This window comes from Mesorhizobium sp. M1399, from assembly GCF_040317735.1.
In the GTDB taxonomy this organism is placed as follows: Bacteria; Pseudomonadota; Alphaproteobacteria; order Rhizobiales; family Rhizobiaceae; genus Mesorhizobium.
The window spans coordinates 323177-348729 of the sequence record NZ_JAMYKZ010000008.1; the positions used below are offsets into that span (position 1 = coordinate 323177).

Here is a 25553-nt window from a genome sequence, read left to right on the forward strand (position 1 = left end):
AGAGCCTTGCGTCCGAAACCAACCACTCAGCCACGATCAGCCCGTGAGGCGCGCACGAAACAACGTGGAGCCGTCCGTCAGGCGCGACCTGGAGATATCCCGGAATCCAGCCTCGGTCATCCATGCGCGATACTGACCTTCAGTGTACGATTCGCCGTGGCGATAGAGGTTCAAGAAGGTGAGATTCAGAAAGACACCCTCAGGCGGGCCGAGGCGGTCGTCATCGACGACACCCCACCCCGCAATTGCGATCTCGCCTCCGGGTGTGAGGCAACGCGCCGCGTTCAGGATCGAACTGCGCGCCTGGTCCGGCGGAAGGACCTGGACGACGGCCTTCAGGATCGCCAGGTCGTGCCGACCGATCGATGGTGCGACAGTTATGTCCCCCTCTTCGACAACCACGTCGTCGGCACCGTATTCTGACAGGATATCTGGCGCGACCGCTGCCACCGTTGGGAGTTCCATCAGCGTCGCCGCAATCTGCGGCCGCCGCTCGCGAAGTCCGACGAGAATGGTCCCGGAGCCCCCGCCGATGTCGATCACCGAACCGATCGCAGAGAGGTCCATCTCCCGGGCCAGATGTCGGCCGAAAATCACCCCGCCCGGTGCGAGCAGGCGGCTGAAGGCCGCCGCGGCCTCGGGCCCCGCTTCGGAAAAGTCGTGCAGCGCAGCCGGCCGGTTCTGTCGCAGCGACTCTGCGGTCAGCAGGTCGGCTCCCCAGAGCTCGCGCAGGAGCGCATGATCGCCGCCGCGGTAGGTCGGTTTGGACGCGTCGAGGAAGGCCGACGCTTCGGCTCCATTGCGAAATTGACCATCCTTGACTTCGAGGAGACCGATGCTGGCGAGCGCGTAGAGGAGCCGCGACAGACGATCGGGCTCGACTTTGAGCGCGGCCCCAAGGCTGTCGGCAGTCACCGCGCTGCCGCCGAGCCGGGTGAAGATGCCGAGGTCCAGCCCGGCGCGAAGCGCCAAGGCGGGGGGCACCGCTGCGATCAGGTTGTCGATCCGATCAGAATCCACCATGCCACATTCCCTTCCGCGATCCAGAACCGACTTTGAGCTCAACTTGCTGGTTACACCGCATATGTGACACTTCCGTTCGGCATGTCCGTCCACCAGTTTGGTGACAGACCCTCTCTTTATCGAAGGAGAAACACAAGGCCTTCCACCGGCGCCGGCGACAATGGCCTCTTCCGTTCGAAGGAGATCGAGGCGGCGCTCGCCGGAAGCTTCGTGGCCTCGGCACTGGCCGGCGTTAAAGTCGCGGCGGATAATTTGATGAGCGACATGAATGGTCGGCCGACTACCGCGCCAGTCTCGTGGCTGCCGCCAACGCCTGAGACCACCGACCTTCGGTTTTGGGAAAGGGGCCTTAACGGCCCTTTTCTGTCCGTCCCGTACTTCGGGCGTGTCGTTATCTCGCACTTGCACAAAGTTCTGGTGCGCTGCAATATAGCTGGAGGAATGCGGCCTCCAGCCCGCCTTTCGCAGAAGGGACCGGCATGACGGACATCTCCGCGGCGCGTCTTGTCGTGTCCAGGCCTGTCGCCGATAGCTCGGCAAGAACCAGGCTTGCCTATCTCGACGGCTGGCGTGGCCTGTCGATCGCGCTGGTGCTGATCGGCCATTTCTTCCCCGTTCCCGGCATCAATCTCGGCGTCCTGGGCGTCGAATTCTTCTTCGTGCTCAGCGGCCGGCTGATGGCCGAGATCCTGTTCGTCGAACACTATCCGCTGAAGAAATTCTTCAAGCGCCGGTTCTCCCGCATCTACCCGGCACTGATGGTTTTCGTCGTCGCCGCGGTGGTTGCCTTGTCCGGCACATTCATCGCCTTCAAGTGGAAGGCGGCGCTGACGGCGCTGACGTTCACTTACAACTACGCCGGAATTCTCGTCACCCGCGCCGGCGCGCTCGACCATATCTGGTCGCTCTGCGTCGAAGAGCACGCCTATGTCATCCTGGCGCTGATCGGCGTCGTCGTCTCGGGGCAGTCCCGGGTCATCGTGCTGCTCGGCGCATTGTCGGTGCTGGCCATGGCAAACGGCGCCATCTCCTACTGGGTGCTCGGAATAGGCTACGAGTCCACCTATTGGCGCACCGACGTGCACATCGCCTCGATCCTGCTGTCAGCGGTGATATGCCTGCTCAAGGCCGACGACAGGCTGCCGGCGCTGCTCAAGGGCCCTCATGTCGCCCTGGCGGCCGCTGTCGTGGCGGTTCTAGTGTTCATGGCTGCCGTGCCAACCCCGATCCACTATCTGGTCGCGGTGCCGCTGTTGGCCCTCGCCGTCAACTCGCTCGACTTCAGCAGTTGGTACCTGACCGGGTTTCTATCCTCCCGGCCGATGACGATGCTGGGGCTGTGGTCGTATTCGCTCTATCTTTGGCAGCAGCCCTTTTATCAATTCGTCGACATACAAGGCAGTTCGCCGTGGCTGATGTTGGCGGCGGCGTTCGCTTGCGCTCTGTGCAGCTACTACATCGTCGAAAAGCCGACCCGCTCCTGGCTGAACCGCAATTGGTAGGGCGAGGCGGCTGCCGTTCAGCCGGCGATCCGTCTTAGATAATACCGCACGGCTTTCTTGCCGCCGTGGATTACCGCGTCGCCCACTTCCATGAAGCCGAGTGCCGCGTGGAAGGCGTCCGAAGCCGGATTGGGTGGCTCGGCATTGACCTCGCAAGTGACGATCGCCTGGCCGGCGCGTGACGCCTGCTCGAACAGATCCTCGTACAGCCGGCGGGCATGACCCCGGCCGCGCGCATTGGCGCCGACCACGACGCGATCGACATAGACGAAGCGCGGATAGCGCTCGCGAAACCACAGGAAATTCGGGCTGTCGTAGCTTGCGTCCTGGTCGAAGGTCATGATGAAGGCTTCGAGTGCACCGATACGGCGCGCGTAAAACGCTTCGCCAAGCAGGAAGGAAAGGCGCTCAGGTTCGAGCCATGATAATTCCGCAGCGTGCTCGTTGTTGAGCGCGAGGATTGCGGGCTCATCCCGCGGCAAAACCAGCTCGATCGGCAATCGCGTTTCAATCATTTTCTTTCTTCTGTCTTCCAGGATCATGCCCGGGCAGCGGCGATGGTCGCCGCCACCAGTACCTCGTCGGTCACGGTGTTGCGGTATTCGCGGTCGAGGTCGGTGCCGCCCATACCGACTTTCGGGTTGCGATAGCGCATGGCGCTCGGCACGTCCTTGAGCGCGGCGAAGTGCATTTCGCTCACCCCGGTTTTCCTCCGCACCTCGGCAATGTTCTGCGGGTCAAGCCCGCCGCAGCCGAGGATGATGATGCGGTCGCCAGCCTGCCTGACCAGATCGGCGAGCAGGTCCGCGCCCTCCAGCGCCGTGTCGCGCTGGCCGCTGGTCAGCACACGGCCGACCTTGCAGCGGATCAGCGATTCCAGTGCCTCGGTCGGGTCGCGGGTCATGTCGAAGGCGCGGTGGCAGGTGACGTTCAAGCTCCCCGCTGCCTGCGCCAGTTCGCTCATGCGCTGCTCATCGATCGTGCCGTCGGCAGCGAGGCAGCCGATAACGACACCGGCGACGCCAAGCTCGGCAAGCGCTCGGACATCGGCGAGCATCGAACGATATTCGGCCTCGCTATAGAGAAAATCGCCGCCACGCGGCCGCACGATGACGTGGAACGGGATCGTCGCTAATTCAAGCGCCGTGCGCACGGTGCCGAAGCTCGGCGTGATGCCGCCCTCGACCAGGCTGGCACAGAGCTCGACACGGTCGGCACCGGCGGCTTGCGCGGCCAGCAGGCCGTCTATGCCTTCGACGCAGATCTCGATCAGCGGCAGGCGAGGGCGTTCGGTCTCGGTCATGGGCGATCCGTTGATGATTTCAGCTGGCCAGCGGTAGCATCGGGCACGGTGCCTTGAAAGCCGGAAGTGTGGGCTCAATGTGCTTGCGGGCGCGCCTGCCATTCCGCCGCTTGACACATTCATAACTTAAGCGTTATACGTAACTCATAGCTGATGGGTTATTGGTTCTCATGGAGAGCGCGTTGTTGAATAGCCCAGCCAAACCGCAAACAACGGGTCCCAAGTCATGACTGAAGCAACCACAATCGAAACCAAATCCATTGTCGTCGAGCGTCTGATCCCGCATGCGGCTGAAAAGATATGGCGCGCACTGACCGTGCCGCATCTGGTTGCCGAATGGCTGATGGAGAACGACTTTGCGCCTGAGCAAGGCCATCGCTTTACCTTTCGCGCGACGCCGGTGCCTGGCTGGTCCGGCGTGACGAACTGCGAGGTGCTGAAGATCGAGCCGCCACGCCTGCTCGCCTACAGCTGGGGCGACGGCACCGAATCCGACAGCGGTCTGAAGACCGTGGTGACATGGTCGTTGACGCCCGAAGGTAAAGCGACGCGGGTGCGCATGGAGCATTCCGGGTTCCGGTCCGAGGACGAGCGCGGCTACATCGGCATGGGAAGCGGTTGGCCGCGCATTCTCGAGCGGCTTGAGCGGGTGACTGCCTGGCAAAGCTGAATATCCCGGCGCTCGCCTTGCCGCAACGCGGCGGCCGGCGAACTGACAGAACCAAGAAATATCGAGACCCCGGATGTTCGTCGTCCGGGCTTGAGAAAACACGCCCGAAGGAGACCACTATGCAAGCACGATTGAAAAACCCGGTGATGCTCATTCCTGGCGCTCTGCAGGCGCTGCTCGCGCTGGACAAGTCGACGGAAACGGCCGATCTGTCCTATGTGACGCGCAAGCTCGTCCATTTGCGCGCCAGCCAGATCAACGGATGCAGTGTCTGTATCGATATGCATGCACGCGAATTGAAGAAGGCCGGTGAAAAGGATGAGCGCGTCTTCACCGTGTCGGCCTGGCGGGAAACACCTTACTTCACCGACGCCGAGCGCGCCGCGCTGGCGCTGACCGAGGCGGCGACCCGGTTAGCCGACCGGCCAGACCCGGTGCCGGATGCGGTCTGGGATGAAGCCGCCCGGCACTATGACGAAAAGGCGCTTGCCGCACTGGTCGTCCAGATTGCCCTGATCAATGCGTTCAACCGTCTCAACGCAACCACCAGACAGATGGTCGGCGCCTGGGGCTGAACGGGGCCGGGTTCTCGCAAAGCCACATCAGATCCGCAGCTTGTGAGAATTCGCGCGCACGAAGTCGATGAAGGCCCGCAGCTTCGGCGGTACCAGGCGGCGGCTGGGATAATAGAGGTGGAGCGGCTCGTAAGCGGGACAGAAAGGCTCCAGCACCTTGACCAGCGCGCCTGAGGCAAGAAGCGGCGCGGCGAGCCCCTCGACCGCGAAGGCGAGGCCAAGCCCTTGCGCGGCAGCAGTAATGCACAGCGGAAGCGTGTTCACGACCAGACATGCGTCCGGTGTGAAAGCGACTTCGCGTTCATCCACGGTGAACTCCCAGGGCGAGATCGCGCGGGTGCGGGTGAGGGCGAATGCGATGCAGCGATGGGCGGCGAGGTCGGCCGGCCGCTTCGGCGTGCCGTTGCGCGCCAGATAGTCCGGGCTGCCCACCACGACCATCTGCAGGGGCCCGCCCAGGCGCGCGCCGATCATATCTTTCTCGAGAAGCTCGCCGATGCGCAGGCCGGCATCGAACCCCTCGGCGGCGATGTCGACGAAGCTGTCGTCGAAGATCAGATTGAGCCGCACTTCTGGATAAGCATCCATGAACGGCCGCATCAGTGGCTCGATCAGCAGCGGGGCGGCGATCCAGGGCAGGCTGAGGCGCAGCGTGCCGGCAGGACGATCGCGGGTCTCGCGCAGCGCCGCACCAGCCGCCCAGATGTCTTCGGCTGCCGGGCGCACATGGTCGAGGTATTGGGCGCCAGCTTCGGTCAAGCCAACGCTGCGGGTCGTGCGGTTGAGCAGCCGCACCCCCAGGCGCTCCTCAAGTCCTTTGACCGCCTCGCTCAACGAGGCCGGAGCGACGCCGAGCTCGGCGGCGGCGCGGGTGAAGCTCCTGGCCTCCGCAACTTTTACGAAGGCGACGATGCCGCTGAATTGGTCGAGGCGCATTGTAAGGTTTTTCCAAATAGCCCTGTCGAACTCTACTGGTTTTTCCGGTGAACAAAAGGCGTCATGTTGGGCTCGACGAACGGGCCTCGCTGTTGCGAGGGCCCGAACGGGCAAGGAGACAGGACCGATGACCAGGCTCGCTTCACTCGCCGCCGGCGCTCTTCTGGCGGTGTCTGCCGCCCCGGCGAATGCCGGGCCGCTGGAGGACAGCAACATCCAGCTCATCAAGGACTACTACGCAGCTTACGCGACCGGCAATCCTGAGGCCGTGCGGCCCTTCCTCGCGCCCGACATCGTGTGGCGCATTCCCGGTCATCATCCGCTCGCCGGCGACAAGCGCGGGCCGGACGAGGTGGTCGCCTTTTTCCGCGGCCTGGCCGATGGCAAGTTCAAGGCCGAGCCGATCTTCTTCCAGGCGCAGGGCGACGTCGTCGTCGATGTCCATCGCGGCTGGTCGAATGTCGGCTCAGGTCCCGAGATCGACCAGCTCTATGCGCTGATGTTCCGCATCAAGGGCGGCAAGATCGCCGAGGCACAGAATTTTTTGACCGACATGTATCAGTCGGACGCCTTTTACTGGGCGCATTACCCGCTGAAGCCATTGCCCGGCCGACTGGCTGGCGAGCGCTGAGACGGCGGTCTTTCTTGCAACGCGCCGCGCTTCTCACTCCAAGCCAAAGGAGACTTGCGATGCTTAAAACCCTGACACTTGCTGCAGCAACCGCCGTGGCGCTCGCCGCCTCCAATGCCTTCGCCGCACCGCGCATCGAGCGCGTCGCTTTCGCCTCGAACGGTGAGCAGATCGTCGGCGAGCTCTATCTGCCGGAGGATCTGGACGCGGCGAAACTTCGGCCCGCGCTGGTCGTGACCGGCGCCTGGATGACGGTAAAGGAACAGATGCCGGCCCGCTATGCCCGCGAGATGGCCGACCGCGGTTTCATCGCCTTGACCTTCGATTTTCGCGGCTGGGGCGAAAGCGGCGGCGTGCGCCGCCAGTACGAGGATCCTAACGCCAAGATCGCCGACATCGAAGCGGCGGTCGCCTATCTCGCGACCCGGCCCGAGACCGATCAGGACCGCATCGGCGGGCTCGGCATTTGCGCCAGCTCCGGCTACATGGTCACCGCTGCGGCCGAAAACGTCGCGATCAAGTCGGTCGCCCTCGTTGCGCCCTGGTTGCAGGATGCCGAAGGGGTCGAGCAGACCTATGGCGGCGGGGACGGTGTCGCCAGGCTCGAGGCCGCGAGCGATGCGGCCGAGGCGGAATATCGCCGCACCGGCAAACAGGCATTCCTGCCCGCTGCTAGCTTGACCGACGAGCGCGCGGTCATGTTCAAGGTGCCTTACTACACCGAACCCGATCGCGGCATGCTCCCGGCCTGGCGCAACGAGGCCGATCCCGCCTTCTGGCGCGGCTGGTTGAGGTTCGATGCAATCCAGGCTGCTCCGCGCCTGCACCAGCCTTTTCTGATGGTGCATAGCGAGGCGGCTGCCATTCCGCAGGGCGCGCACAAGTTCTACGCGCGGCTGACCAGTTCCAGGCAGGAGATGTGGCTAGACAATGTCACCCAGTTCGATTTCTACGATCGTGCCGCGCCGGTGAAGGCGGCGAGCGATGCCGTCGCCGCGCACTTCCGCGCAACGCTGGGCGGTGCAGGGGAGGCGGGACAATGAGCCTCGTCACCCGCCGGTATGTCTTGGCCTCGGCGGTTTCAGCCGCGATGATTTCCGCCGTCTCGGCGCCCGCCTCGAGCGCTCCGGGAGATGCGCTGACGGTCGAAGACAGGATCGTGATCGCCGAGGCAGTTGCCGGGATCGGCCTCTATGCCGATCTGCGTGAATGGAACCGGGTCAAATCCTATTTCGCGGCCCGTGTCACGACCGACTATACCAGCCTCTTCGGCGGCGAGGTCACGACCAGCGGCCGCGACTCCCTGATCGCCCAATGGCAAGCGCTGCTGCCGGGCTTCGACGCCACCCAGCACCTCATCACCAACGTCATTGTCGAAGGCGCGGATAAGCATGCGGTTGCACGCAGCCATGTCCGCGCGACCCACTGGATCGGTTCCCGGTTCTGGACGGTCGGCGGCAGCTATCTACACCGGCTGGTGCGGACGTCGGAAGGTTGGCGCGTCAAGGCAATCTCCATCCGCCGCTTGTACGAAGAGGGAGATCGCGCCCTTTTGACCGCCGCTGCCGATCGGGTGAAGGCGGAGGCCAAATGAGTGTTCGGATTTGCGCATGCCCAGTCGCGCGGCGAGGTTGCTCGGAGCAACGGCAACGTGAATATTGATCGAATGTCGGGGCAGGCTTGGCGCATGCGGCATTAGTGCCGCCAACCGCGGAGACAGGACATGACCCTTTCACTGCAGGAGGTTTCCGATCGGCTTGAGATCGAACAGCTGCTTGCTCGCTATTGCTACGCTGTGGACGATCGCGACTGGGAAGCCTATCGGAAAATATTCACGCCCGACGCCGTGCTTGACGACACTGTAACAGGTGGAATCAGGAGCGGTGTGGATGAGCATGTTGCTTATATGAAAGGCGCCCTATCGAAGATATTGATCTCGCAGCACGCCATTTCAACAATCCTTCTTGATCTCCGAGGGGATGAGGCCAGCGCGCGCGTGCATTGTTCATGCCCGATGGTGGTCGACCTCGGCGAAGGCAAAAGGCAGGTCTTCTTCCAAGGGCTCTGGTATCGCGACCGCGTCATACGCACGTCCGAGGGCTGGCGCATAAGTGAACTTGTCGAGGAAGGCTATTGGAATCACAATTTGCCGGAGGGGTTCACGTTCTGACGTCTGTTACGCGCTGTGCTGGATCCGCCACGGACGCTGTTTTCAGACGTGGCAGCTACTGGCGCAACACGGTGTTCTTGGTGCCTTCTTCGACCTGGTCGATGACCAGCAGCTTGACCGGATCGGCGCCGACATTGGTGGCCTGATGCCACTGCCCGATCATCTCGATGATGAAATCACCTGATTTGTAGGTGTTGCTCTTGCCGGTTTCGACGTTGGTGACCTGAAGCGTGCCGGCCTCGACATAGGCATAGCGCGGAAACGGATGCTTGTGGACCGGCAAAGTGGCGCCCGGCGCGATCTGATAGGCCGAGACCAGGACCTGCACGTTCTTCTGCGGCAGCGTGATCGGCTGGCCGGACGCAGTCTCGGTGCGAGAGGCAAGCGGGGTCACGACAACCGGCGTCCCGCTGGCGTCCAGCGCCTGGGCGTTGTTTGCAAACAGTGCAGCCGCGAGCAGCAGCGTCGGCGCCAAGATTATTCGCATGATTCCCCCCGAGCTGCGTCAGCATTGCGCAGCACGCATTGGCGCGCAAGCTTGTCTGTTGAGGAGCGCCTTATCCAGCTCTTCTAAACATGCCCGGCGTCATGCCATGCATGGCCCGGAACGTACGGGAGAGATGGCTCTGGTCGGCGAAACCTGCCGCGATAGCGGCGTCGGCGAGGCCAAATCCCTGTTCGATCAGCGCGCTCGCCCGGCGCAATCGCCGGTCGCGGATATAGGCCACCGGCGTCAGGCCGATCGCCTTGTTGAAGTCGCGGATGACCTGGAACCGGGTCACGCCACCCGCACCGGCAAGCCGCTTGAGGTCGAGCTGCGAGCCGAGCTCGCTTTCGACAAGGTCGCGATAGAGCGAAAACCTCCGCTGCGATCCGGAGCTTTCGACCTCCTCGGCCTGTCCGCTCGAGTCGCCATGCCGAACGATCAGCCGTCGCAGCGCCACGAGCAGGGACGTCTCGGCCGTCATTGTGTCTGGGGATGTCGAGCCCTGGTGTGCTGCCGTCAACGCTGCGGCGAGATTGTTGTCTTCGATAGTCGCGCGCGAAAACACCGGAGCGCCGTGCCAGCCGAGTTCGCGGGCAAGTGCGGTCATCAGCGGCACCGAGGGATAAAACGTCCGGTAGGCCCAGCCTTCGTCCGCCCCGCGTTCGCCGTCATGCCACTCCTCTGGATTGACGACGGCAATGGCGCCTGCCGGGGCGAGAACGCTTTGACGGCCGATGCGAATCCGCTCGCAGCCGGAGGTGATCAGGGCGATCACATAGGTCGGGTGTGTGTGCAAGTCGTAGCGGTGCCGGGTGAAGCGCGCTTCGAACAGGCCAAGGTCGGGGAAGCACGGATGGCGCCAGTATTTCCCGGTCTCCGCCGCTTGGTTTGTCTTTGCCATAGTCAATCCGGTTCAAGACGCTTTTCGTCGGGCCTTCTATGGCAGCAGGATCAAGCCACGCCGCCCATTGCCGGTGTGAGAGGAGGTATCATGTTGCATAATGACCCCATCGCCGCGCTGACACCAGAGGTCATAGGCTGGCGGCACCATATCCATGCCAATCCGGAGCTCGGATTCAATGAATACGAAACGGCGCGTTTCGTTGCAGAGAAACTGCGCTCCTTCGGCCTCGACGAGGTGCATGAAGGGATCGGCGGCACCGGGGTCGTCGGTGTCCTGCGCAGCGGTGGCGGCACACGCGCCATCGGCCTTCGCGCCGAGCTCGACGCGCTTCCGGTGCTGGAGAAAACCGGCTTGCTCTATGCTTCGAGGAGAGAGGGCGTGATGCATGCCTGCGGCCATGACGGCCACACCGCCATGCTGCTCGGCGCTGCCAAATTGCTCAGCGAGTCGCGCACCTTCGACGGCACCGTCACTTTCATCTTCCAGCCGGCCGAGGAAAACGAAGGCGGCAGCATGCGCATGATCGAGGACGGCCTGTTCAGGCGCTTTCCGGTCGAGGCGGTCTATGCGGTCCACAACTGGCCGGGCGTCAGGCTGGGGACGATCGCGGCCCGTGCTGGTGCGCAGATGGCGGCCGTCGACAATTTCGAGCTGACTTTCGAGGGTCTTGGCGCGCATGCCGCGATGCCGCAGCTCGGCGATGACCCGATCCTGGCAGCGGGCGCCTTCGTGCAAGCCGTCCAGCGCATCGTCAGCCGCACGGTCGACCCGCAGAGCGCGCTTGTCGTCAGCATCACGCAGATCCATGGCGGCAATGTCGGCAACATCGTGCCGGGCAAGGTCTGGCTGCAAGGCACCTGCCGCTTCTTCGAGCCCGGCCTTTCCAACCACTGCGAGACGCTGATTGGCGAGATCGCACAAGGCATCGCCGCCGCGCATTCGCTCAAGGCAAGGTTCGACTACCGGAAGGGCTATCCGCCACTGATCAACACCGCGGACGCGACGGCCCGCGCCGTCGAGGCGGCGGCATCCGTCGTCGGCCGGGAGAATGTCATGACCGAGTTCAGTCTCAGTCTCGGCTGCGAGGATTTCGCTTTCATGATCCGTGAGGCGAGCGGCTGCTATGCGTGGATCGGTGCCGGCGAGGTCGGCCCGGGCGAAGGCCTGCACGGCGACCGCTACGTCTTCAACGACGAGATCGTGCCGACGGTGATGCGCTACTACGTCAACCTCGTCGAGCAGACGCTTGCCGGCAAAGTATCTGAGCTGAAATGAAGACGTCGGTCTGGGGGCCGCAGGTATTTCCCAAGTCTCGGCAAGCTTTGCAGAGGAGATAATCGACTACGTCAGAGACCCGCTATCGCAGGGCAATAGCGGGCCTAGTCCTTCTACAGCAGTTTTTCCGGCGTGATCGGCAGCTCCCGGATCCGCTTGCCTGTAGCGTCGAAGACGGCATTGGCAACCGCTGCGGCAACGCCGGTGGCGCCGAGCTCGCCGATGCCCTTGCCGCCAATCGGGCTGGCATGCTCGTCCACCTCGTCGACGAAGTGGATAATGATGTCGCCGGGAATGTCGGCGTTGACCGGAATGGCAACCCCTGAAAGGTTCTTCGACAGGAACCGCCCGAGCACCGGTTCGTGCCTGCTCTGCTCCATCGCCGCCATGCCCCAGCCCCAGATGATGCCGCCCGTCATCTGGCTGCGTGCGGTGCGGGGATTGACGATGCGGCCGGCGCTGTAGCTGCCGACGGCGCGACGAAGCCTGAGCAGGCCGAGCCCCGGATCGACGCCGACCTCCATGAAAATCGCGCCGAAAGTGCGCATGGCGAGGCCTTTGCCATGCTGCGCCGGATCGAACGAGCCGGAGCCGATGATCTCGCCGATGTCGGTATGACTCATCACGTCGGCGATCGTCTGACCGCCGGCAGCGCCTTTGCGGCGAATATGGCCGTCTTGCATCTCGACCTCGTCGGGCGGCAGATTGGCAAGACGGGCAAGCTGCGAACGTGCATCTTCGGCGGCTGCAAGCACCGCCGCGCCCACCCCCATGGTCGACGATGAGCCATAGGTCGGACCCGCCTCCGGCAGCTGTGTATCGCCCATTTCCAACTCGATCCTCTCCATCGGCAGGCCCAGGACATCGGCTGCGATCTGCGGAAAGATGGTGAGTGTTCCGGTCCCTATATCCTGGGTGCCGGTGCGGATGAGCACCGTGCCGTCCCTGTGCAACCTGACCTCGGCTGCAGGCGTCGGGTGGCGGAAACAGCCCATGCTACAGGTCGCCATGCCGTAGCCGATCAGCCAATCGCCATCGCGTTGCGGCTTGCGCGGGCGCTCGCGCCAGCCGAACAGGCGGGCGCCTTCCTCATAGGCCTCGCGCAGCTTCTTCGACGACCAGGGCTGGCCGGTGGCCGGATCCGTGTCCGCATGGTTGATCAGACGCAGGTCGAGCGGATCGATGCCGAGGCGGTGGGCGAGCTCGTCCATCGCGCTTTCGAGGGCCCAGGTGCCGGGACCCTCGACCGGCGCGCGCAGCGCCGTCGGCATGGCGACGTTCGCGCGCTCGACGCGCTGGCTGAGACGCATGGCCGGCGTGGCGTAGAGACCCTTCGAGGCTTCGGTGGCGAACTCGACGAAATCGTCGGTGACGGTGGTCAGGTTGACCACGTCCTGTTGCACGGCGGTCAGCTTGCCCGACTTGTCCGCCGCCAGCGCGATCTTCTGTGCCATGCGCGGCTGATAGCCGAGACAGGAATAGGCATTGGCGCGGCTGAGCGCCAGCCTGACCGGGCGCTGCATGATGCGCGCCGCGGCGGCGGCCAGCACCTGATGCGGCCAGATCCAGCCCTTGCCGCCGAAGCCGCCGCCGGTATGGCGGGAAATCACGCGGACCTTCTCGGCCGGGACAGTCATGCGGGCGGCAACCACCTGGCGGACACCGTAGACGTGCTGCGTGGCGTCGTGCAGCGTCAGCTCTCCGTCGTTCCACTCGGCGAGCGTCGCCGAGGGCTCCATGGCGTTGTGATGGCGCGACGGCTGCAGGTAGACGGCTTCGACCATGGCGGCTGCGTTGCTAAGCCCGCGGTCGACCTCGCCCTTCGTAAACGTCGGCTCCAGGAACAGAAAGCCGCTCTCCCTCGGCACGACCGCAGCCTTGTCGATTGCGGTCCATTCGGGGGGTGCCGGCAATTCCGGCTCGGCGAACTCGTAGCGCAACGCGACGCGGCGGGCGCCGGCCTCCGCCGCCTCCAGCGTCTCGCCCAGCACAATGGCGAGCGGTTGGCCCTCGTGACGTATCTCGTCGCTCTGCATGGGCATGAAGCTCTGCGCCGCCGGCGGACCTTCGGCTTGCTGCGTCTGCGTATCCGGCTCGGCCCTTGGCGATGCGAACCGGCCGAATTTGGGCATGTCCTCATGCGTGAGCACGCGCACGACGCCTTCCTCGGCGAGCGCGTCGTCGACCATGATCGACGTCACGCGGCCGGCGGGAACGGGCGCGGTCACCAGCACTGCATAGAGCAGGTCGGGGGCAAAATAGTCGGCCGCATAGCGGGCGCGGCCGGTAACCTTGACGCCGCCGTCAGGGCGGGCAACAGGCTGGCTGATCATCATGACGGCACCCTCGCTGCTCTTTCGATCGCCCGCAAAGCGGCGGTCTTGGCCAGTTCGATCTTGTAGGCGTTCTGCGACAAGGGACGCGCTTCGGCGAAGGATTGCTCGATAGCGGTGCTCAACGCCTCGCGATCGCCGACATCGGCACCGGCGAGCCGCTCCTCGGCGGCGCTCAGCCGCCACGGCCGCAGCGCGACGGACCCCAGCGCCAGGCCAGCCCGACGAATGGTCCGGCCGTCCATCTCCAGCACCGCGGCGGCGGAGACGATGGCATATTCGTAGGATTCGCGCTCGCGCACCTTGAGGTAAGCCGATCGCGGCGCCGGTGCCGGCAGCTCGATTGCCGTCATCAGTTCGCCTTGCTGCAACACATTGTCTGCCTCGGGCCGCGTGTCGGGAAGCAGGTGGAATTCGGCTGCCGGAATGCGCCGGCCGCCGCTGCGGTGCGCGGTGACGATGACTGCATCAAGTGCTGCCAGTGCCACCGCCGGGTCGGATGGCTGGGTGGCGATGCAATCCTCGGTCCAGCCGAATATCGCGTGATTGTCGTTGATGCCATGCAATGCCGAGCAACCGGAGCCGAGCCGACGTTTGTTGCACGGCAACTGCTCTTCGGCACGGAAATAGGCACAGCGCGTCTTCTGCAGCAGATTGCCGCCTATCGTTGCGAGGTTTCTCAGTTGCGGCGACGCCGCGTTGAGGATCGCCTGGCTCAACACCGGATAGTCGCGCATGACCAACTCGTGCTGCGCGACGTCGTTGAGATGCGTCAGCGCGCCGATCCTCAAGCCGCCGCCGGGCAGTGCCTCGATCTGATCCAGCCCGTCGAGGCGGGAGATATCGATGATCCGCGCCGGCCCGGCAATGCCAAGGCGCAGCCAGTTGAGCAATTCGGTGCCGCCGGCGAGAAAAGCGCTGTCCGGCGCCGCTCCGGCCGCGATCGTTTCGCCCAGGCTATCGGCGCGCGCATAGACGAATGGGGTCATTGGCTCGCCCTCCCAGCCGCTGCGCGCACCGCCTCGACGATTTGCGGATAGGCCGAGCAGCGGCACAGATTGCCGCTCATCCATTCGCGGATCTCGGCGTCGGAGCCGGTATGTCCCTCCTCGATCAGCGCCGCCGCCGACATCACCTGCCCGGGCGTGCAGAATCCGCACTGGAAACCATCATGATCGATGAACGCCTGCTGCACGGGATGAAGCGCATCGCCGTCCGCCAGGCCCTCGATCGTCGTGACCTCGCGTCCCTCGGCGGACACGGCCAGTATCATGCAGGCATTCACACGCCGTCCGTCGAGATGCACGGTGCAGGCGCCGCACTCGCCGAAATTGCATCCCTTTTTCGTTCCGGTCAGATGAAGCCGCTCGCGCAACAGGTCGAGCAGCGTGACGCGGGGATCGAGATCGGAAAGGCTGTGGTCCTCGCCGTTCACCCGCAACCGCAGTAGGTGCCGATCGTGGAAGTCCATTGGGGGTACCTCGAAGCACATGCCGTCCTAGTCGCAGGGACTCGTCCAGCAATCAGCCGCCCACCTGTCGAGGCGAAATAGGGCGGTCGATTTCGGGGGAAAGGCACTGCCGGTCACGGAAGGCGAAAAACGTTTGGGACCCCGCACGGGATGGGCTGAGAATGCCACGCCGCAAAAAGTGCACCGTCACCGTAGTTCAATACCGGCGCTCGCCTTCGTGGCCGCCTGTGTATCCTGCTGGCCACCTGTGCTGCATTCAAGTTAGCGAAACACGCAATCAACGAGCTAAAAGATTGATATGATGCCAGGGTTAACCGTTTCGTAGCCTAGGCGCGGCTCAAACTTGTCTTTGGGGATTGCGCCGGAGACAGTTCCGGTTGAACGGTAATCCACCTCTGTCTTCTTCTTTTTCTTGATCGTGCCTGACAAATCGGCACAGAGTTGCGTTGTCCCTTTTCTGGCTACCACCTTTTTCTCGTGCGCAACGGCGGCGGTGGATCCGGCAATCACAATTGCCGCGCACACGATGGCCAATCTCATCGAATTTCCTCCCCCAAGCGCCGGCCTAAGCCGCGGTCGATCTACCGACGCTGGGGCCGAAGCTCAGGTCGGCATCTTGGCCGAAGCGCATTATCACCGAGCCGATTGGCTCTGGCGCGTTATCAGCCTCTTTCAGGTAAAGCGTCTTCCTTCATTTGAGTGAAATCGAGCGATGGTTTCCCTTCGAACGCAGAATTACGGTGACAGTGCGCTTTCGATACATTGGCCCGCTGCGGGCCTCAGCTGGGTTAACCAGCTTCCTGGGCGGAGCATGGGCCTGCTCAATTGTGTTTTGACTATTTGGCTGCACGGGCGCGTAAAATATCCGGTTCGCCCAGTTGTGGGCGGACTAACTCAGGGAGGATAATGTTATGAAGATGAATCGACGTAATGCTCTCGCCCTTGGTGCCACCTCGTTGTCGACCCCGCTATTGGTTGCATTGCCGACTCCGGCAGCGGCCAAGACCTACGGTCCGACTGATGGCAAAGAGATTTTTCCCGGCGTTCGGCTCGTCGAACTGGGAACACGAGACTCCCATATCAAGGGGTACAAGAAAATCGCGATGGAAGACGTCGTGTATCAGCCAAAGGGATCTAGCCCGCTGGGGGATGTCATGGCCGACGACATGGTCTGCACGGTCACTGAAGGCGAGCTGCAGGTCACGGCCGGGGATATGCAGTTCACAGCCAAGGAAGGCGATGTATGGAGCTGCGGCAAGGGTAGCACGAAGGAGGCTGCTACGAACAACGGGACAGTGGTCGCCGTGATGCGGGTGATTAACCTCAAGGCTGAATAAAGCCAAGTTGGCGATCGTGGGCGCAATCCGCGCCCGGGTGGAATCTTGCGGTTAGCGATCTAACCGGCCAGCGCCATTCCAGTGCCAACGCCGATGGCAGGCCCCATTAGAAGCTTCCCGGCCAGATCGATGGCCAAGACGCGGATGGCTCCCCAAACGTCTGCGCGGGGGCCTTATCGCGCTGGCAAGATCGTCAAACGTCTTTTCCATTCCTGGAGTCTAGATCAACACCGGGAATCTCTGAATTCACCTGTTTGTTGTCCGCTAATTCAGCATGTCAACGCAGCGGCTTCTTGCGCTTCGGCGGCCTGTACTTCTCGACCAGCCTGACCTTATCAATATCGCAAGCATCATTCGAACGAACACTTTTCGTCCACGAGGAGGGAAGGGAATGCGGTCGGTGGCGCTCTCAATACCTACACATAGCCGGCCGTCAGCAGTGGTGACGATGGCACAGTTCGCGGAGCCGGTTGCCGTTAAAAAATGTCGCGTTCGCGGAAGATATTTCGGATAACGCACCCACCTAGAAAGCACGGCAACTGCTTTCCTTGTGCCTCGCATAAGGCCTCAGCTGGGTTAACCAGCTCCCTGCGCGTCATTTGCCGATATAGGCGGCCAGCTCGTCAGGCGTCCCCATGGGAAAGGCCTGTTTCAGATGGTCGAGGAATGCGGAGACGCGGGCGCTCAGCAGCCGCCGAGAGGGATAGAGCGTCCACAGGGCGATGTCGGGTCGATCGAGATCCCCCCAATGTACCAGTGTTCCGTCCGCCAGATCATGGCTCACCAGCGACACAGGTAGGCGCGCCGCGCCGACGCCCGCTCGTACCGCATCCCGGACCATGATGAGTGACGACAGCGCAAGGACCGGCTCGATCGCGATTGTTGACCGGCCAGTGGGCGTCTTCACGTCCCAAGCCCCTCGATCGGCTGTCGAACGCATGACGGCCGGGGTCGCCAGACCGTCCGCCGGCCGGGCGAGGTGAGGACTTGCCACGACCACCAGTCGATCACGCAGAAAGGCTCGCCCAACGAGGCTCTCATCCGGATCCGGATTGACCCGGATCACCAGGTCAAATCCCTCTTCGATCATGTCGACGGCGCGGTCTTCGGTCGTGACCTCGAGCCTTACCTCCGGGTATTTCAGGGCGAAGCCGGCAGCGATCTTCCCCATCGCGGTCTGTGAGAACAGCACTGGGGCGCTGATCCGCAACCTGCCTCGCGGCCTTTCGCCGCCTGAGGCGATCGCGGCCGCTGTCTCTTCGAGCTCGGAAAGCAACCGGCCCGTGCGCTCGAAAAGCGCACGTCCTTCTTCCGTCAGCTTCAACGCGCGGGCGCCACGCTCGAACAGCCGTAGATCCAGACTGGCCTCCAGCTCCGCCACGCGTCGGGACAAGGTTGCCTTCGGGCGCCCGGCAGCGCGGGCGGCCTTACCGAAGCCCCCGTGGCGGGCGACCAGATTGAAATCGGCAAGGGCAAGTAGATCCATATGTTCCACCAATGAGACGGCGTGTCCAAATATAACGCCTACCGACACAAATGTGGATCACTAATTTCTGAGCAGCCATCCGGCTCAACTCAGGAGTAACCCCATGACCATTCTCGTTACCGGCGCGACCGGCAATGTCGGCCGCAACGTAGTCGAACAGCTCGTGAAGCGTGGCGCCCATGTGCGCGCTTTGGTTCGCGATCCCTCCAAGGCCAATTTCGCCGCTGGCGTAGATGTCGTGCAGGGCGACCTGCTCGATGTCGATTCCCTACGCAAGGCCTTCTCCGGCGTCTCCACCCTTTTCCTGCTGAACGCGGTGGTGGCCGACGAATACACCCAGGCGCTGGTAGCGCTGGCCCTTGCCCGCGAGGCCGGCATCGAGCGGATCGTCTACCTGTCGGTGATCCACAGCGACCTCTACGTCAACGTGCCGCATTTTGCGGGCAAGTTCGGCGTCGAGCGGATGATCGAGCAGATGGGGCTCAACGCCACCATCCTGCGGCCCGCCTACTTCATGAACAACGACATCACAATCAAGGACGTGGTGACCGGCTACGGCATCTATCCTATGCCGATAGGAGCCAAGGGCGTCGCCATGATCGACGCGCGGGACATCGGCGAGATCGCCGCGATCGAACTCATCCGCCGCGAGCAGGCCGCCGCGCCGCTCCCGTTCGACCGCATCAACCTGGTCGGCCCCGACACGCTGACCGGCGCGGATGTCGCGGCCATCTGGACGGACGTCCTCGGACGCCAGATCACGTATCCGGGCGACGACACCGCCGGGTTCGAGCAGAACCTGCGGCAGTTCATGCCGAGCTGGATGGCCCTCGACATGCGCCTGATGGCGGAGCGCTTCCTCACGGACGGCATGGTCCCCGATGCCGGCGATGTCGATCGGCTGACCGCGCTGCTGGGCCGGCCGTTGCGCTCCTATCGCGACTATGCGGCCGCAATTGCCGGCTGAGCCCCATTACCGATGACCTTTGTCGGGGAGACACATCATGATTTACTCGACCGCTACCGTTCCGGTGAATCCCGGAGGCGAGACCAGGCTGACCCGTGCGCAGATATGGCAGGGCCTGGAACTCAAGGCGCGCGACGCCCGCCTGTTCCTGCCCGCAGGCCTCTGCACCCGTTGCGACGTCGTGGAGGAGAGCGCGACCCACTTCGTGCGCGAAGCTATGATCGCCGGTACTGATCTGCGCGAGATCGTGACGCTTGAGCAGGAAGCAAGGTCACCTTCTTCCAGGCGACCGGTCCGCGCGAAGGCGCGGAAATCGCCTTCATAGCTAGTGGTCGGGTCATTCACATCAGTTGCGCCAACGGCAATTGCAACCAGCTGGTGAGCGAGCTGCTTTATAAGCACGGACGAAACGCAAAGCCAGTCCGTCAAAACGCGGGTGTAGATGACGTACTGCTTCACGGCTTTGTCCAGTTCAAGCGTTGTGCCTGACAAGGTGGTGGCCGAAGCATTGTCTAACGTCAACGTTCGTTGTGCTTGACAAGAACCGCAAGATTGAATGGAGGGGCACTGTTTGGTCTGACGGCGAGCCGAGTAGCGACGAGCCTCGCATGGGCCTGGTCCATCCCGCCAAAGTCGAAAGTAGGGTGTTCGTTGCGGGAACGGAAGGTCGACGCTGCGGAAGGGGGCATGGGGGTCTTCGCGCGAGCGGGTTATCCGATCCCCCGCTCAGAAATTTCTACCAAACATTCCTGACGGTTACGGCCCGAGCATTGTACGGTTCTTACATCCTGTTGATGTCGGTCAGGGAGAGAGTACTGTCGTCTCTTCGGCGTGCCCCTCGGGGATGGTCGGATGAGTGTCGTTCAAAGTGTCAGTCCAATTCTACATCAGGCTATTGCTGCACTCCTGAACGGGGCGGCTCGCGGAGACATTGTCTCGATCAAGGCTGCAATAGAACGAGTCCGCGTGACTGCGCCTAATCTGCGGGCATCTGACGAAGAGCTAACTGAGGCTATCCTTGAGGTAGCTTCCGCCACTGGCCTGTTCGTGTGTTTCGACGGCCGGGAGTAGCTCTCAGCCACGCGCCTCACTAATCCGCCTAACGTTCCCCCCCAGCATTCCAGGAATTTTGCTCATTGTGGCCCCGCGAGAGGGGGCGCGCCGTCCTGCTTGATCTTCGTAATTAGCAGGAACAAATCCGCTCGCGGTGCAGTTCGGTCCTTTTAAGCATGCAGGCCCGAACATGGCTGAAATCGATAAAGCCAAACAGAAGGTTATTGCCGAAGTTGTGCGGCGGTGGATCACTTCAGAGGTAATCCGCAATTACCTTCGCAACCTGCTAAATCTGCCTGTAGAAAGGGGAACTGCCGGCTGAGCAAAGGTATTTGCTGGAGGAACTTGATAGGGCCGACAAAGAGTGACGTATGGCCCCCCACTGGTTCAACCCTCCGGTCCCCGTCAAGACACAGCGTACCGGGATCATTCGCAACGTCAACAACGCCGAGACAGCCGGCGAGGAGCTGATCAAGTGGACCAAGCGTGGCCCTTGCTGGGACCTCGCGGTGCGCGTTTGCATGGCCGTGATATTCGACGAGATGGAACCCGAGGAGGCCCGCAAAGCATTCCTGGCTGCCGCGATGGAGGAGGGGACGTTAATTCCCCCAACGACAAATAGCTAAATTGTTTTGCGGTATAAGGTTCTATGTGTCTCTGACCAACACCGCCTTCCAGAAAGGAGCCCGCCGCCGGTGAGGGACAGGCGACGGACCCCCCTCAGCGGCTGCATCCACGAAGACTCGACCGCTGCAAGTTCTAACCCCGCGAGGGCCTACATCGTTCCCTACAACCTGGGTTGGTCGGCAGGCTTGTGCCGCTCTAAGTTCCCCTTATGGCAACCCATTGGTTCTCCCCTCCGGTTCCTGTGACGACTGACCGTGCCGGTATGACCCGGAACGTGAACAACGTCGAGGCAGCCGGACAGGAGCTGATGAAGTGGACCAAGCGTGGCCCCAAATGGAACCAAGCGGTGCGCGTCTGCATCGCCTGCATTTCCGACGAGATGGAACCTGAGGAGGCGCGAAAGGCATTCTTGGCTGCTGCCGAGGAGGAGGGGTGCTGCGCTCGTCTGATTAGGGCCGAATGTGCCAGTTACCCGAGCCCAGTACCCAAACATTCCTGATCCCTAATGCAACCATTCCCTGATCTCCGAGTTGCGCGACAGGCGGGGAAGCTCGGTCGACATGACAAAGCGCGACAAAGCTGGGCATAAGTCCCTTGCAGACGCCGTTCGGGAGTTGATCGGAACCGAAGACAATCGTCGTCATGTACACAAGCTGTTTGGGCCAGTCGAAACAGAGCTGACCCCAACCCTAGCTTCATTACTTGAGGCGATTGGTAAGGCCAGAGACGACGAAACTCCCTAGCCGCTCTAAGTTCAGCCTCATGGCAACCCTCGGCATTGGCGCCGACTTGCTGGAGCTTTTCATGAAGGCCCGCGATGCAGGCTGAGCCGGACGAGGAAGATCAGCGCCCTGACCTACCGTTCCAGGGCGGGCCTCGGGTAAGGCATTTCAAATTTAAAAGGAACGTCGGTTAATACCCCTCGGCGTCAGGCTTGACAGCGGTCCCATGTCGATTGTGAGTGCCGCCTTCCTCCTCTATGCGTGTGATCTCGCTGGCAAGCTCGATCTGCTGACCTCTCTTGATCTTGGACGTGCTGTCCACGATGGAATGCGGGAAGCCGTAGCTCGGAATCGAGACGCTTGCCCGGTCCTCAGTGACCCGCCTACGTATCGTGGCCGTGATCGCAACCAGTGCCCCGCGCCAGACGCTTGAGTCTGGAGCGGACGGCGCCTAGTCAAGATGTTGCTAATATACATCGGCCTGCAAGCTTCGCCGTTGGCGAGGCGGCCCAGCGGCTTGGTTGCGGGGGGGACGGCAGCTAGAGGCCGCTGGGCCTTGACGACCAGCGAGCTTAAGAGGAGGCCCTGTGCTGGCTGGTCAAAACCTTGCGCTTAGGGCAACGGAAAAGCATCATTCGAACGAACACTTTTCGTCAACGAGGAGGGAAGGGAATGCAGTCGGCGGCGCTTACCCATTACATAGCCGGCCCTCAGCAGTGGTGACGACTGACACAGTTCGTGGAGTGGCGAGCGGAATCGTCGCTCAGCAATCACATTCTTCCACGATAGGGAATCCCAGACGCAGTGACCATGGTCTTGGCGTTGTCAAAACCGTGGTGTCAGCCAAAACAATGAAAACGCCGGAGCCTTGAAAATACTGGCTCCCCGGGCCGGACGAAACCGCGAACTATGAGCTGCCGATTCCTCTCAAAACTGCGCCGCAGCCCGCCATCAAGACTCGCGAGCGTGACCGGGAGCGCGCCGAGCGCCTCCGATCAACCGGTGGGCCAAAACCATCTTTGAGGCAACGGGCAGTCGCACTCGCGAAGGAGGGCGTTGTGCGCACACACGATCTCACAGACATCGGCGTTCCCCCTGTTATCTAACCCGGATGTGCGAGGGAGGGGCCGCTAATCAAGGTTCGCTATGGAGTCTAGTGAGCAGCAGACGGGGAGGCGGCATAATTACCTTATGCGCGCCTGTCGGAACAACGTGATTGCGGCAAGGAGCGGACGTTGCCCCGCCTATGCGGCTTGCTCACTCTAGCGTCGGGGCGGTCCGCAGACCGTTGAATCGAAAAATCGCTACGAAGCCCACGGGCAGACCTTAGCCTCCGGCGCTGAGCATTTCGACGATTGTTAAATCCAAAGAATCACCACAGGACGGTGGCCGTCGAGCGAGTTTTTAGCAGCCCATTTCCGCAGCCTCTTAATGTGCAACTTGGGAAGCTGCCGACATCAATTCCTCGGGATTCGGCGCTCTGAAGGTGTTGAGGCCATCCTCCAGAACTTCAGTGAAGTTCCAGCGTACGATGCCCGCCCGGTCGATTAGGAACTGACCGACAAGCTGCGCCTGGCTGGAAGCCATCGCCTGCTGATCGACTTCCGTAATCTCATAACCTTCCTTCTTGTTAAGAAATTCATTCATTGCCATGACGTCCATAGGCTCGGGCAACTCGCCCGGAAGATGGAACGGTATCGCCATGACCGTGTCCATCCCGACCTCGCGCAAGCCGAAAGCACGGTGCGAGGCTCGCTCCGGGTCGGATGCGGCGAGAAGATCGGGTGCCGGGTGGTAACGGAAATAGAGCCGCGCCCGCTCGACCGGCGTATTGACCACAGCCAGGCATTCGACGCCTTTCTCCCGCAGGGCCGGCTTAAGTTGCGCCATCGCCGCGACATGGCGCCGGCAGAACGGACAGTGCAGGCCTCGGAACAAACCGATCAACAACGGGCTACGGCCTCGAAAATCATCGAGCGCGATCTTGCCTTCGCGTGAGATCGCATTGAGCACAACATTCGGTGCGCTGTCGCCCGGCTGCAGCGGGCGGTCAACACTACTCGTAGACATGGACAACCTCCTCGCCGCGATCAGTCAGGGAAAGCAGCACACCCAGCGGAGGCGATCAAGTGCTGGGGGCGAAAGCTTCCTGTGCCAAGGCAATAGCTTTCGACCTCTGCCATATTGCCGAGGTCGAGATTACGCGCGTTGCAAGCCCATCATAACACGAAAAAGCATCTGCGTCGCCAGTCCTGCGATCGGCTTGCGAAGAATAGGCGGGGCGGGCGAGGCCGCTATTCTGCGCTTGATTTCATCTGTCCTCGATGCTCTGACACGAGATCGAAGCGTAGGGAAAAATCGCACGCCGGCGTGCAAAATCGCGACTTGGCGTAGAAAAGGCGATGGCTCCCCGGGCCGGATTCGAACCAGCGACCAACCGGTTAACAGCCGGTTGCTCTACCACTGAGCTACCGGGGAACAGAGGCTCTCATGTGAGTGGGGCAGCCTATAGCAAACCCGTTTCGGCTTTGCAAAGAAGCATTTCGCATTTTTTCGGTGCTTTTTGGCGCAGGGCTTTCTGGCAATGGCCGGCGAGCGCCCTCATATGAGCTGTCTCTCGCCTGTCGGGGAACGGAAAAGGCCGTTGCGGCTTTCTCCGGCTGATGGTGCTACTGATGCAAACGGATCGACATTTCACATGACGGCAATGAGCGACGAACAGCCACCGGCCCGGAAAATCTCGGTCTTCGGCCGCCAGTTCACCATGCCGCGCTCGCGCGGCCTCAGGATTGCGATCGGCGTCGTGCTGATCATCGGCGGCATTCTCGGCTTCCTGCCGATCCTTGGGTTCTGGATGGTGCCGATCGGATTGCTGGTGCTCTCCTACGAATTCGCATTGGTGCGCCGTCACCGGCGCCGTTTCGTCGTCTGGTGGGAGCGGCGGCGGCGGCCGGACTGAGATTGCCCTGCTGACGCGCCGCTAGCCGGAAAATGCCGGAGGACGGCGTGCTCCGCCTATGCATTAGCTTCTGCATTACCGAGGTTGGTCGAAGCAGCTTTCCAGGCGTTCGCAAAGCTCCTTGAGGACGGCGGTGGCCGATGCCAGCCGCGCACGGTCGCGCGGTGGCAGGCTGTTTGCGCCTTCTATGCTGAGGCGGTCGATGGCATAGCGCACAAGCTCTGCAGACTGCGACAATCCGCGCGGTGTGCCGTCTTCCGTAGCTGCTCGACGCATGGCGGACCCTCCTATCTGCCCAACGTGGCCGCCGGTATCGGGTTCCTCTCGCCGAGAATCGTGCTTAACGATAAGCTAATATGTTATTGCTAGCATGGTATTGCGTTGATAAGCAGTGCCTCGATGTCGGAAGAACCGTTGGGAATGCATGGTGGCCGCTTGACGGCATTTTCGCCGCAACCTATTGGAGCCGGGTGGAACGCCGGGAGCAATGAGGCCTCGTGGCGGAGTGGTTACGCAGAGGACTGCAAATCCTTGCACCCCGGTTCGATTCCGGGCGAGGCCTCCAATGCCCGAGCTCCCGCGCGTCAGCGCCAGGGGGCTTCAGTTCCGGTCGAAACAGCCGCGGCCTCTGCGCGGCAAGCGGATGGTTGGAACATGAGCGCTGATTTTGCCGAACGCCGGGTGAAGATGGTCGACGGCCAGATCCGCACCACCGACGTGACCAGCGCGCCGTTGCTCGAGGCGATGCTTGTCGTGCCGCGCGAGGCCTTTGTCGGCGCCGGCCAGCGCGATCTCGCCTATATCGATGAGGACATCCGTATTGCCGATACGGCCGATGGCCCGCGCTATCTGATGGAACCGTCGCCATTGGCCAAGCTGATGCAGCTGGCCGATATCGGCCCAAGCGCTTCGGCACTCGATGTTGGCTGCGGCACCGGCTACGCGGCGGCGATCCTGTCGCGGCTGGCAAGGTCCGTGGTCGCGCTGGAAAGCGATCCGGCGCTGGCCGAAACCGCCACTTCGACGCTTGCCGCGCTGGGTTGCGGCAATGTCACGGTGGTCCAGGGGCCGCTGCCGCAAGGCCATGTTGCCAAGGCGCCTTACGACGTGATCCTGTTCGGC

General features: G+C 62.5%; 28 protein-coding genes, 2 tRNA genes and 1 pseudogene. 17 read left to right on the plus strand and 14 right to left on the minus strand.

The annotated features are described in order from the left end of the window. Positions 1-36: 36 nt before the first annotated feature. The gene (locus NKH05_RS16655; protein ID WP_352484221.1) at positions 37-1023 is read right to left on the minus strand and encodes a methyltransferase; all 987 of its coding nucleotides are present in this window, start codon (positions 1021-1023) and stop codon (positions 37-39) included. 479 nt (positions 1024-1502) lie between these two features. Here NKH05_RS16655 and NKH05_RS16665 point away from each other — a divergent pair, with 479 nt between their 5' ends. Then, entirely contained in the window at positions 1503-2525 is a 1023-nt protein-coding gene (locus NKH05_RS16665) for an acyltransferase family protein (RefSeq protein ID WP_023720021.1), read from the plus strand. Between the two features lie 17 nt (positions 2526-2542). Here NKH05_RS16665 and NKH05_RS16670 read toward each other — a convergent pair whose 3' ends face one another. Then, positions 2543-3040, minus strand: a complete 498-nt coding sequence (locus NKH05_RS16670) for a GNAT family N-acetyltransferase (protein WP_023720022.1) — start codon at positions 3038-3040, stop codon at positions 2543-2545. 23 nt (positions 3041-3063) lie between these two features. Next, the gene (locus NKH05_RS16675; protein WP_023720023.1) at positions 3064-3828 is read right to left on the minus strand and encodes a copper homeostasis protein CutC; all 765 of its coding nucleotides are present in this window, start codon (positions 3826-3828) and stop codon (positions 3064-3066) included. 226 nt (positions 3829-4054) lie between these two features. Here NKH05_RS16675 and NKH05_RS16680 point away from each other — a divergent pair, with 226 nt between their 5' ends. Continuing rightward, positions 4055-4498 carry an SRPBCC family protein gene (locus tag NKH05_RS16680; RefSeq protein ID WP_023720024.1) on the plus strand — a complete coding sequence of 148 codons (444 nt, stop codon included), beginning with the start codon at positions 4055-4057 and terminating at the stop codon, positions 4496-4498. 119 nt (positions 4499-4617) lie between these two features. Then, complete coding sequence (locus NKH05_RS16685) at positions 4618-5073, plus strand: carboxymuconolactone decarboxylase family protein (protein WP_023720025.1); 456 nt, start codon at positions 4618-4620, stop codon at positions 5071-5073. A gap of 27 nt (positions 5074-5100) precedes the next feature. Here NKH05_RS16685 and NKH05_RS16690 read toward each other — a convergent pair whose 3' ends face one another. Continuing rightward, entirely contained in the window at positions 5101-6009 is a 909-nt protein-coding gene (locus NKH05_RS16690; RefSeq protein ID WP_352484223.1) for a LysR family transcriptional regulator, read from the minus strand. A gap of 127 nt (positions 6010-6136) precedes the next feature. On the opposite strand from NKH05_RS16690, the gene NKH05_RS16695 reads away from it, so the two are divergent. The 4 genes from NKH05_RS16695 to NKH05_RS16710 all read left to right on the plus strand — a co-directional run bounded on the left by NKH05_RS16695 (position 6137) and on the right by NKH05_RS16710 (position 8810). Next, positions 6137-6640, plus strand: coding sequence for a nuclear transport factor 2 family protein (locus NKH05_RS16695; protein ID WP_353025765.1), 504 nt, complete (start codon positions 6137-6139; stop codon positions 6638-6640). 59 nt (positions 6641-6699) lie between these two features. Beyond that, positions 6700-7683: an alpha/beta hydrolase gene (locus NKH05_RS16700; protein ID WP_023720027.1), complete on the plus strand. Its 984-nt coding sequence runs from the start codon at positions 6700-6702 to the stop codon at positions 7681-7683. Continuing rightward, the gene (locus NKH05_RS16705; protein ID WP_031194303.1) at positions 7680-8234 is read left to right on the plus strand and encodes a nuclear transport factor 2 family protein; all 555 of its coding nucleotides are present in this window, start codon (positions 7680-7682) and stop codon (positions 8232-8234) included. The genes NKH05_RS16700 and NKH05_RS16705 overlap by 4 nt, the downstream gene beginning before the upstream one ends. Positions 8235-8363: 129 nt before the next feature. Further along, positions 8364-8810, plus strand: a complete 447-nt coding sequence (locus tag NKH05_RS16710) for a nuclear transport factor 2 family protein (protein ID WP_023720029.1) — start codon at positions 8364-8366, stop codon at positions 8808-8810. Positions 8811-8865: 55 nt separating this feature from the next. Here the strand turns inward: NKH05_RS16710 and NKH05_RS16715 are convergent, their stop codons facing one another. Next, the gene (locus NKH05_RS16715) at positions 8866-9297 is read right to left on the minus strand and encodes a cupin domain-containing protein (protein ID WP_023720030.1); all 432 of its coding nucleotides are present in this window, start codon (positions 9295-9297) and stop codon (positions 8866-8868) included. Between the two features lie 70 nt (positions 9298-9367). Beyond that, positions 9368-10198, minus strand: a complete 831-nt coding sequence (locus NKH05_RS16720) for an AraC family transcriptional regulator (protein ID WP_352484227.1) — start codon at positions 10196-10198, stop codon at positions 9368-9370. Positions 10199-10288: 90 nt separating this feature from the next. On the opposite strand from NKH05_RS16720, the gene NKH05_RS16725 reads away from it, so the two are divergent. Beyond that, complete coding sequence (locus tag NKH05_RS16725; RefSeq protein WP_352495402.1) at positions 10289-11476, plus strand: amidohydrolase; 1188 nt, start codon at positions 10289-10291, stop codon at positions 11474-11476. A gap of 113 nt (positions 11477-11589) precedes the next feature. Here NKH05_RS16725 and NKH05_RS16730 read toward each other — a convergent pair whose 3' ends face one another. The 4 genes from NKH05_RS16730 to NKH05_RS16745 all read right to left on the minus strand — a co-directional run bounded on the left by NKH05_RS16730 (position 11590) and on the right by NKH05_RS16745 (position 15820). After that, positions 11590-13812: a xanthine dehydrogenase family protein molybdopterin-binding subunit gene (locus NKH05_RS16730; protein WP_353025767.1), complete on the minus strand. Its 2223-nt coding sequence runs from the start codon at positions 13810-13812 to the stop codon at positions 11590-11592. Beyond that, positions 13809-14798 (minus strand): FAD binding domain-containing protein, encoded by a 990-nt coding sequence (locus NKH05_RS16735; RefSeq protein WP_353025768.1) that lies wholly within the window; start codon positions 14796-14798, stop codon positions 13809-13811. Before NKH05_RS16735 ends, NKH05_RS16730 begins: the two co-directional genes overlap by 4 nt. Continuing rightward, positions 14795-15280, minus strand: coding sequence for a (2Fe-2S)-binding protein (locus NKH05_RS16740; protein ID WP_031194306.1), 486 nt, complete (start codon positions 15278-15280; stop codon positions 14795-14797). Before NKH05_RS16740 ends, NKH05_RS16735 begins: the two co-directional genes overlap by 4 nt. A gap of 285 nt (positions 15281-15565) precedes the next feature. Next, complete coding sequence (locus NKH05_RS16745) at positions 15566-15820, minus strand: hypothetical protein (RefSeq protein ID WP_023720036.1); 255 nt, start codon at positions 15818-15820, stop codon at positions 15566-15568. 371 nt (positions 15821-16191) lie between these two features. Between NKH05_RS16745 and NKH05_RS16750 the strand changes: the two genes are divergently transcribed. Next, positions 16192-16617 (plus strand): hypothetical protein, encoded by a 426-nt coding sequence (locus NKH05_RS16750; protein WP_023720037.1) that lies wholly within the window; start codon positions 16192-16194, stop codon positions 16615-16617. A 595-nt stretch (positions 16618-17212) separates the two neighbouring features. On the opposite strand, the gene NKH05_RS16755 is transcribed toward NKH05_RS16750, so the two are convergent. Then, positions 17213-18103: a LysR family transcriptional regulator gene (locus NKH05_RS16755; RefSeq protein ID WP_023720038.1), complete on the minus strand. Its 891-nt coding sequence runs from the start codon at positions 18101-18103 to the stop codon at positions 17213-17215. Positions 18104-18206: 103 nt separating this feature from the next. On the opposite strand from NKH05_RS16755, the gene NKH05_RS16760 reads away from it, so the two are divergent. The 5 genes and pseudogenes from NKH05_RS16760 to NKH05_RS16780 all read left to right on the plus strand — a co-directional run bounded on the left by NKH05_RS16760 (position 18207) and on the right by NKH05_RS16780 (position 21249). Continuing rightward, positions 18207-19070, plus strand: coding sequence for an SDR family oxidoreductase (locus NKH05_RS16760; RefSeq protein ID WP_023720039.1), 864 nt, complete (start codon positions 18207-18209; stop codon positions 19068-19070). Positions 19071-19107: 37 nt separating this feature from the next. Continuing rightward, a pseudogene (locus NKH05_RS16765) lies at positions 19108-19385 on the plus strand (AtaL-like protein); the annotation flags it as partial. A 928-nt stretch (positions 19386-20313) separates the two neighbouring features. Continuing rightward, positions 20314-20445, plus strand: coding sequence for a hypothetical protein (locus NKH05_RS16770; protein WP_280940424.1), 132 nt, complete (start codon positions 20314-20316; stop codon positions 20443-20445). 49 nt (positions 20446-20494) lie between these two features. Beyond that, positions 20495-20749 (plus strand): DUF982 domain-containing protein, encoded by a 255-nt coding sequence (locus tag NKH05_RS16775; protein ID WP_353025769.1) that lies wholly within the window; start codon positions 20495-20497, stop codon positions 20747-20749. Between the two features lie 209 nt (positions 20750-20958). Beyond that, positions 20959-21249: a DUF982 domain-containing protein gene (locus tag NKH05_RS16780; RefSeq protein ID WP_023720041.1), complete on the plus strand. Its 291-nt coding sequence runs from the start codon at positions 20959-20961 to the stop codon at positions 21247-21249. Positions 21250-22900: 1651 nt separating this feature from the next. On the opposite strand, the gene NKH05_RS16785 is transcribed toward NKH05_RS16780, so the two are convergent. Both NKH05_RS16785 and NKH05_RS16790 read right to left on the minus strand, forming a co-directional pair. Then, complete coding sequence (locus NKH05_RS16785) at positions 22901-23542, minus strand: peroxiredoxin-like family protein (protein ID WP_023720043.1); 642 nt, start codon at positions 23540-23542, stop codon at positions 22901-22903. A gap of 333 nt (positions 23543-23875) precedes the next feature. Beyond that, positions 23876-23950, minus strand: a tRNA-Asn gene (locus tag NKH05_RS16790). Positions 23951-24170: 220 nt separating this feature from the next. Between NKH05_RS16790 and NKH05_RS16795 the strand changes: the two genes are divergently transcribed. Beyond that, positions 24171-24431 carry a hypothetical protein gene (locus NKH05_RS16795; RefSeq protein ID WP_023676401.1) on the plus strand — a complete coding sequence of 87 codons (261 nt, stop codon included), beginning with the start codon at positions 24171-24173 and terminating at the stop codon, positions 24429-24431. Positions 24432-24506: 75 nt separating this feature from the next. Here NKH05_RS16795 and NKH05_RS16800 read toward each other — a convergent pair whose 3' ends face one another. Continuing rightward, complete coding sequence (locus tag NKH05_RS16800; RefSeq protein WP_352643778.1) at positions 24507-24707, minus strand: hypothetical protein; 201 nt, start codon at positions 24705-24707, stop codon at positions 24507-24509. 215 nt (positions 24708-24922) lie between these two features. Between NKH05_RS16800 and NKH05_RS16805 the strand changes: the two genes are divergently transcribed. Then, a tRNA-Cys gene (locus NKH05_RS16805) sits at positions 24923-24996 on the plus strand. Positions 24997-25085: 89 nt separating this feature from the next. Further along, the coding region (locus NKH05_RS16810; RefSeq protein ID WP_353025770.1) for a protein-L-isoaspartate O-methyltransferase family protein at positions 25086-25553 on the plus strand (468 nt) is incomplete at its 3' end.

Coding starts and splice junctions, on each gene's coding strand:
- NKH05_RS16770 (WP_280940424.1), top strand. CDS start 20,314: ATGGCTGAAATCGATAAAGCCAAACAGAAGGTTATTGCCGAAGTTGTG.
- NKH05_RS16710 (WP_023720029.1), top strand. CDS start 8,364: ATGACCCTTTCACTGCAGGAGGTTTCCGATCGGCTTGAGATCGAACAG.
- NKH05_RS16755 (WP_023720038.1), bottom strand. CDS start 18,103: ATGGATCTACTTGCCCTTGCCGATTTCAATCTGGTCGCCCGCCACGGG.
- NKH05_RS16760 (WP_023720039.1), top strand. CDS start 18,207: ATGACCATTCTCGTTACCGGCGCGACCGGCAATGTCGGCCGCAACGTA.
- NKH05_RS16690 (WP_352484223.1), bottom strand. CDS start 6,009: ATGCGCCTCGACCAATTCAGCGGCATCGTCGCCTTCGTAAAAGTTGCG.
- NKH05_RS16720 (WP_352484227.1), bottom strand. CDS start 10,198: ATGGCAAAGACAAACCAAGCGGCGGAGACCGGGAAATACTGGCGCCAT.
- NKH05_RS16775 (WP_353025769.1), top strand. CDS start 20,495: ATGGCCCCCCACTGGTTCAACCCTCCGGTCCCCGTCAAGACACAGCGT.
- NKH05_RS16735 (WP_353025768.1), bottom strand. CDS start 14,798: ATGACCCCATTCGTCTATGCGCGCGCCGATAGCCTGGGCGAAACGATC.
- NKH05_RS16745 (WP_023720036.1), bottom strand. CDS start 15,820: ATGAGATTGGCCATCGTGTGCGCGGCAATTGTGATTGCCGGATCCACC.
- NKH05_RS16795 (WP_023676401.1), top strand. CDS start 24,171: ATGACGGCAATGAGCGACGAACAGCCACCGGCCCGGAAAATCTCGGTC.
- NKH05_RS16655 (WP_352484221.1), bottom strand. CDS start 1,023: ATGGTGGATTCTGATCGGATCGACAACCTGATCGCAGCGGTGCCCCCC.
- NKH05_RS16780 (WP_023720041.1), top strand. CDS start 20,959: ATGGCAACCCATTGGTTCTCCCCTCCGGTTCCTGTGACGACTGACCGT.
- NKH05_RS16800 (WP_352643778.1), bottom strand. CDS start 24,707: ATGCGTCGAGCAGCTACGGAAGACGGCACACCGCGCGGATTGTCGCAG.
- NKH05_RS16725 (WP_352495402.1), top strand. CDS start 10,289: ATGTTGCATAATGACCCCATCGCCGCGCTGACACCAGAGGTCATAGGC.
- NKH05_RS16675 (WP_023720023.1), bottom strand. CDS start 3,828: ATGACCGAGACCGAACGCCCTCGCCTGCCGCTGATCGAGATCTGCGTC.
- NKH05_RS16670 (WP_023720022.1), bottom strand. CDS start 3,040: ATGATTGAAACGCGATTGCCGATCGAGCTGGTTTTGCCGCGGGATGAG.
- NKH05_RS16785 (WP_023720043.1), bottom strand. CDS start 23,542: ATGTCTACGAGTAGTGTTGACCGCCCGCTGCAGCCGGGCGACAGCGCA.
- NKH05_RS16685 (WP_023720025.1), top strand. CDS start 4,618: ATGCAAGCACGATTGAAAAACCCGGTGATGCTCATTCCTGGCGCTCTG.
- NKH05_RS16695 (WP_353025765.1), top strand. CDS start 6,137: ATGACCAGGCTCGCTTCACTCGCCGCCGGCGCTCTTCTGGCGGTGTCT.
- NKH05_RS16700 (WP_023720027.1), top strand. CDS start 6,700: ATGCTTAAAACCCTGACACTTGCTGCAGCAACCGCCGTGGCGCTCGCC.
- NKH05_RS16680 (WP_023720024.1), top strand. CDS start 4,055: ATGACTGAAGCAACCACAATCGAAACCAAATCCATTGTCGTCGAGCGT.
- NKH05_RS16715 (WP_023720030.1), bottom strand. CDS start 9,297: ATGCGAATAATCTTGGCGCCGACGCTGCTGCTCGCGGCTGCACTGTTT.
- NKH05_RS16705 (WP_031194303.1), top strand. CDS start 7,680: ATGAGCCTCGTCACCCGCCGGTATGTCTTGGCCTCGGCGGTTTCAGCC.
- NKH05_RS16730 (WP_353025767.1), bottom strand. CDS start 13,812: ATGATGATCAGCCAGCCTGTTGCCCGCCCTGACGGCGGCGTCAAGGTT.
- NKH05_RS16740 (WP_031194306.1), bottom strand. CDS start 15,280: ATGGACTTCCACGATCGGCACCTACTGCGGTTGCGGGTGAACGGCGAG.
- NKH05_RS16750 (WP_023720037.1), top strand. CDS start 16,192: ATGAAGATGAATCGACGTAATGCTCTCGCCCTTGGTGCCACCTCGTTG.
- NKH05_RS16665 (WP_023720021.1), top strand. CDS start 1,503: ATGACGGACATCTCCGCGGCGCGTCTTGTCGTGTCCAGGCCTGTCGCC.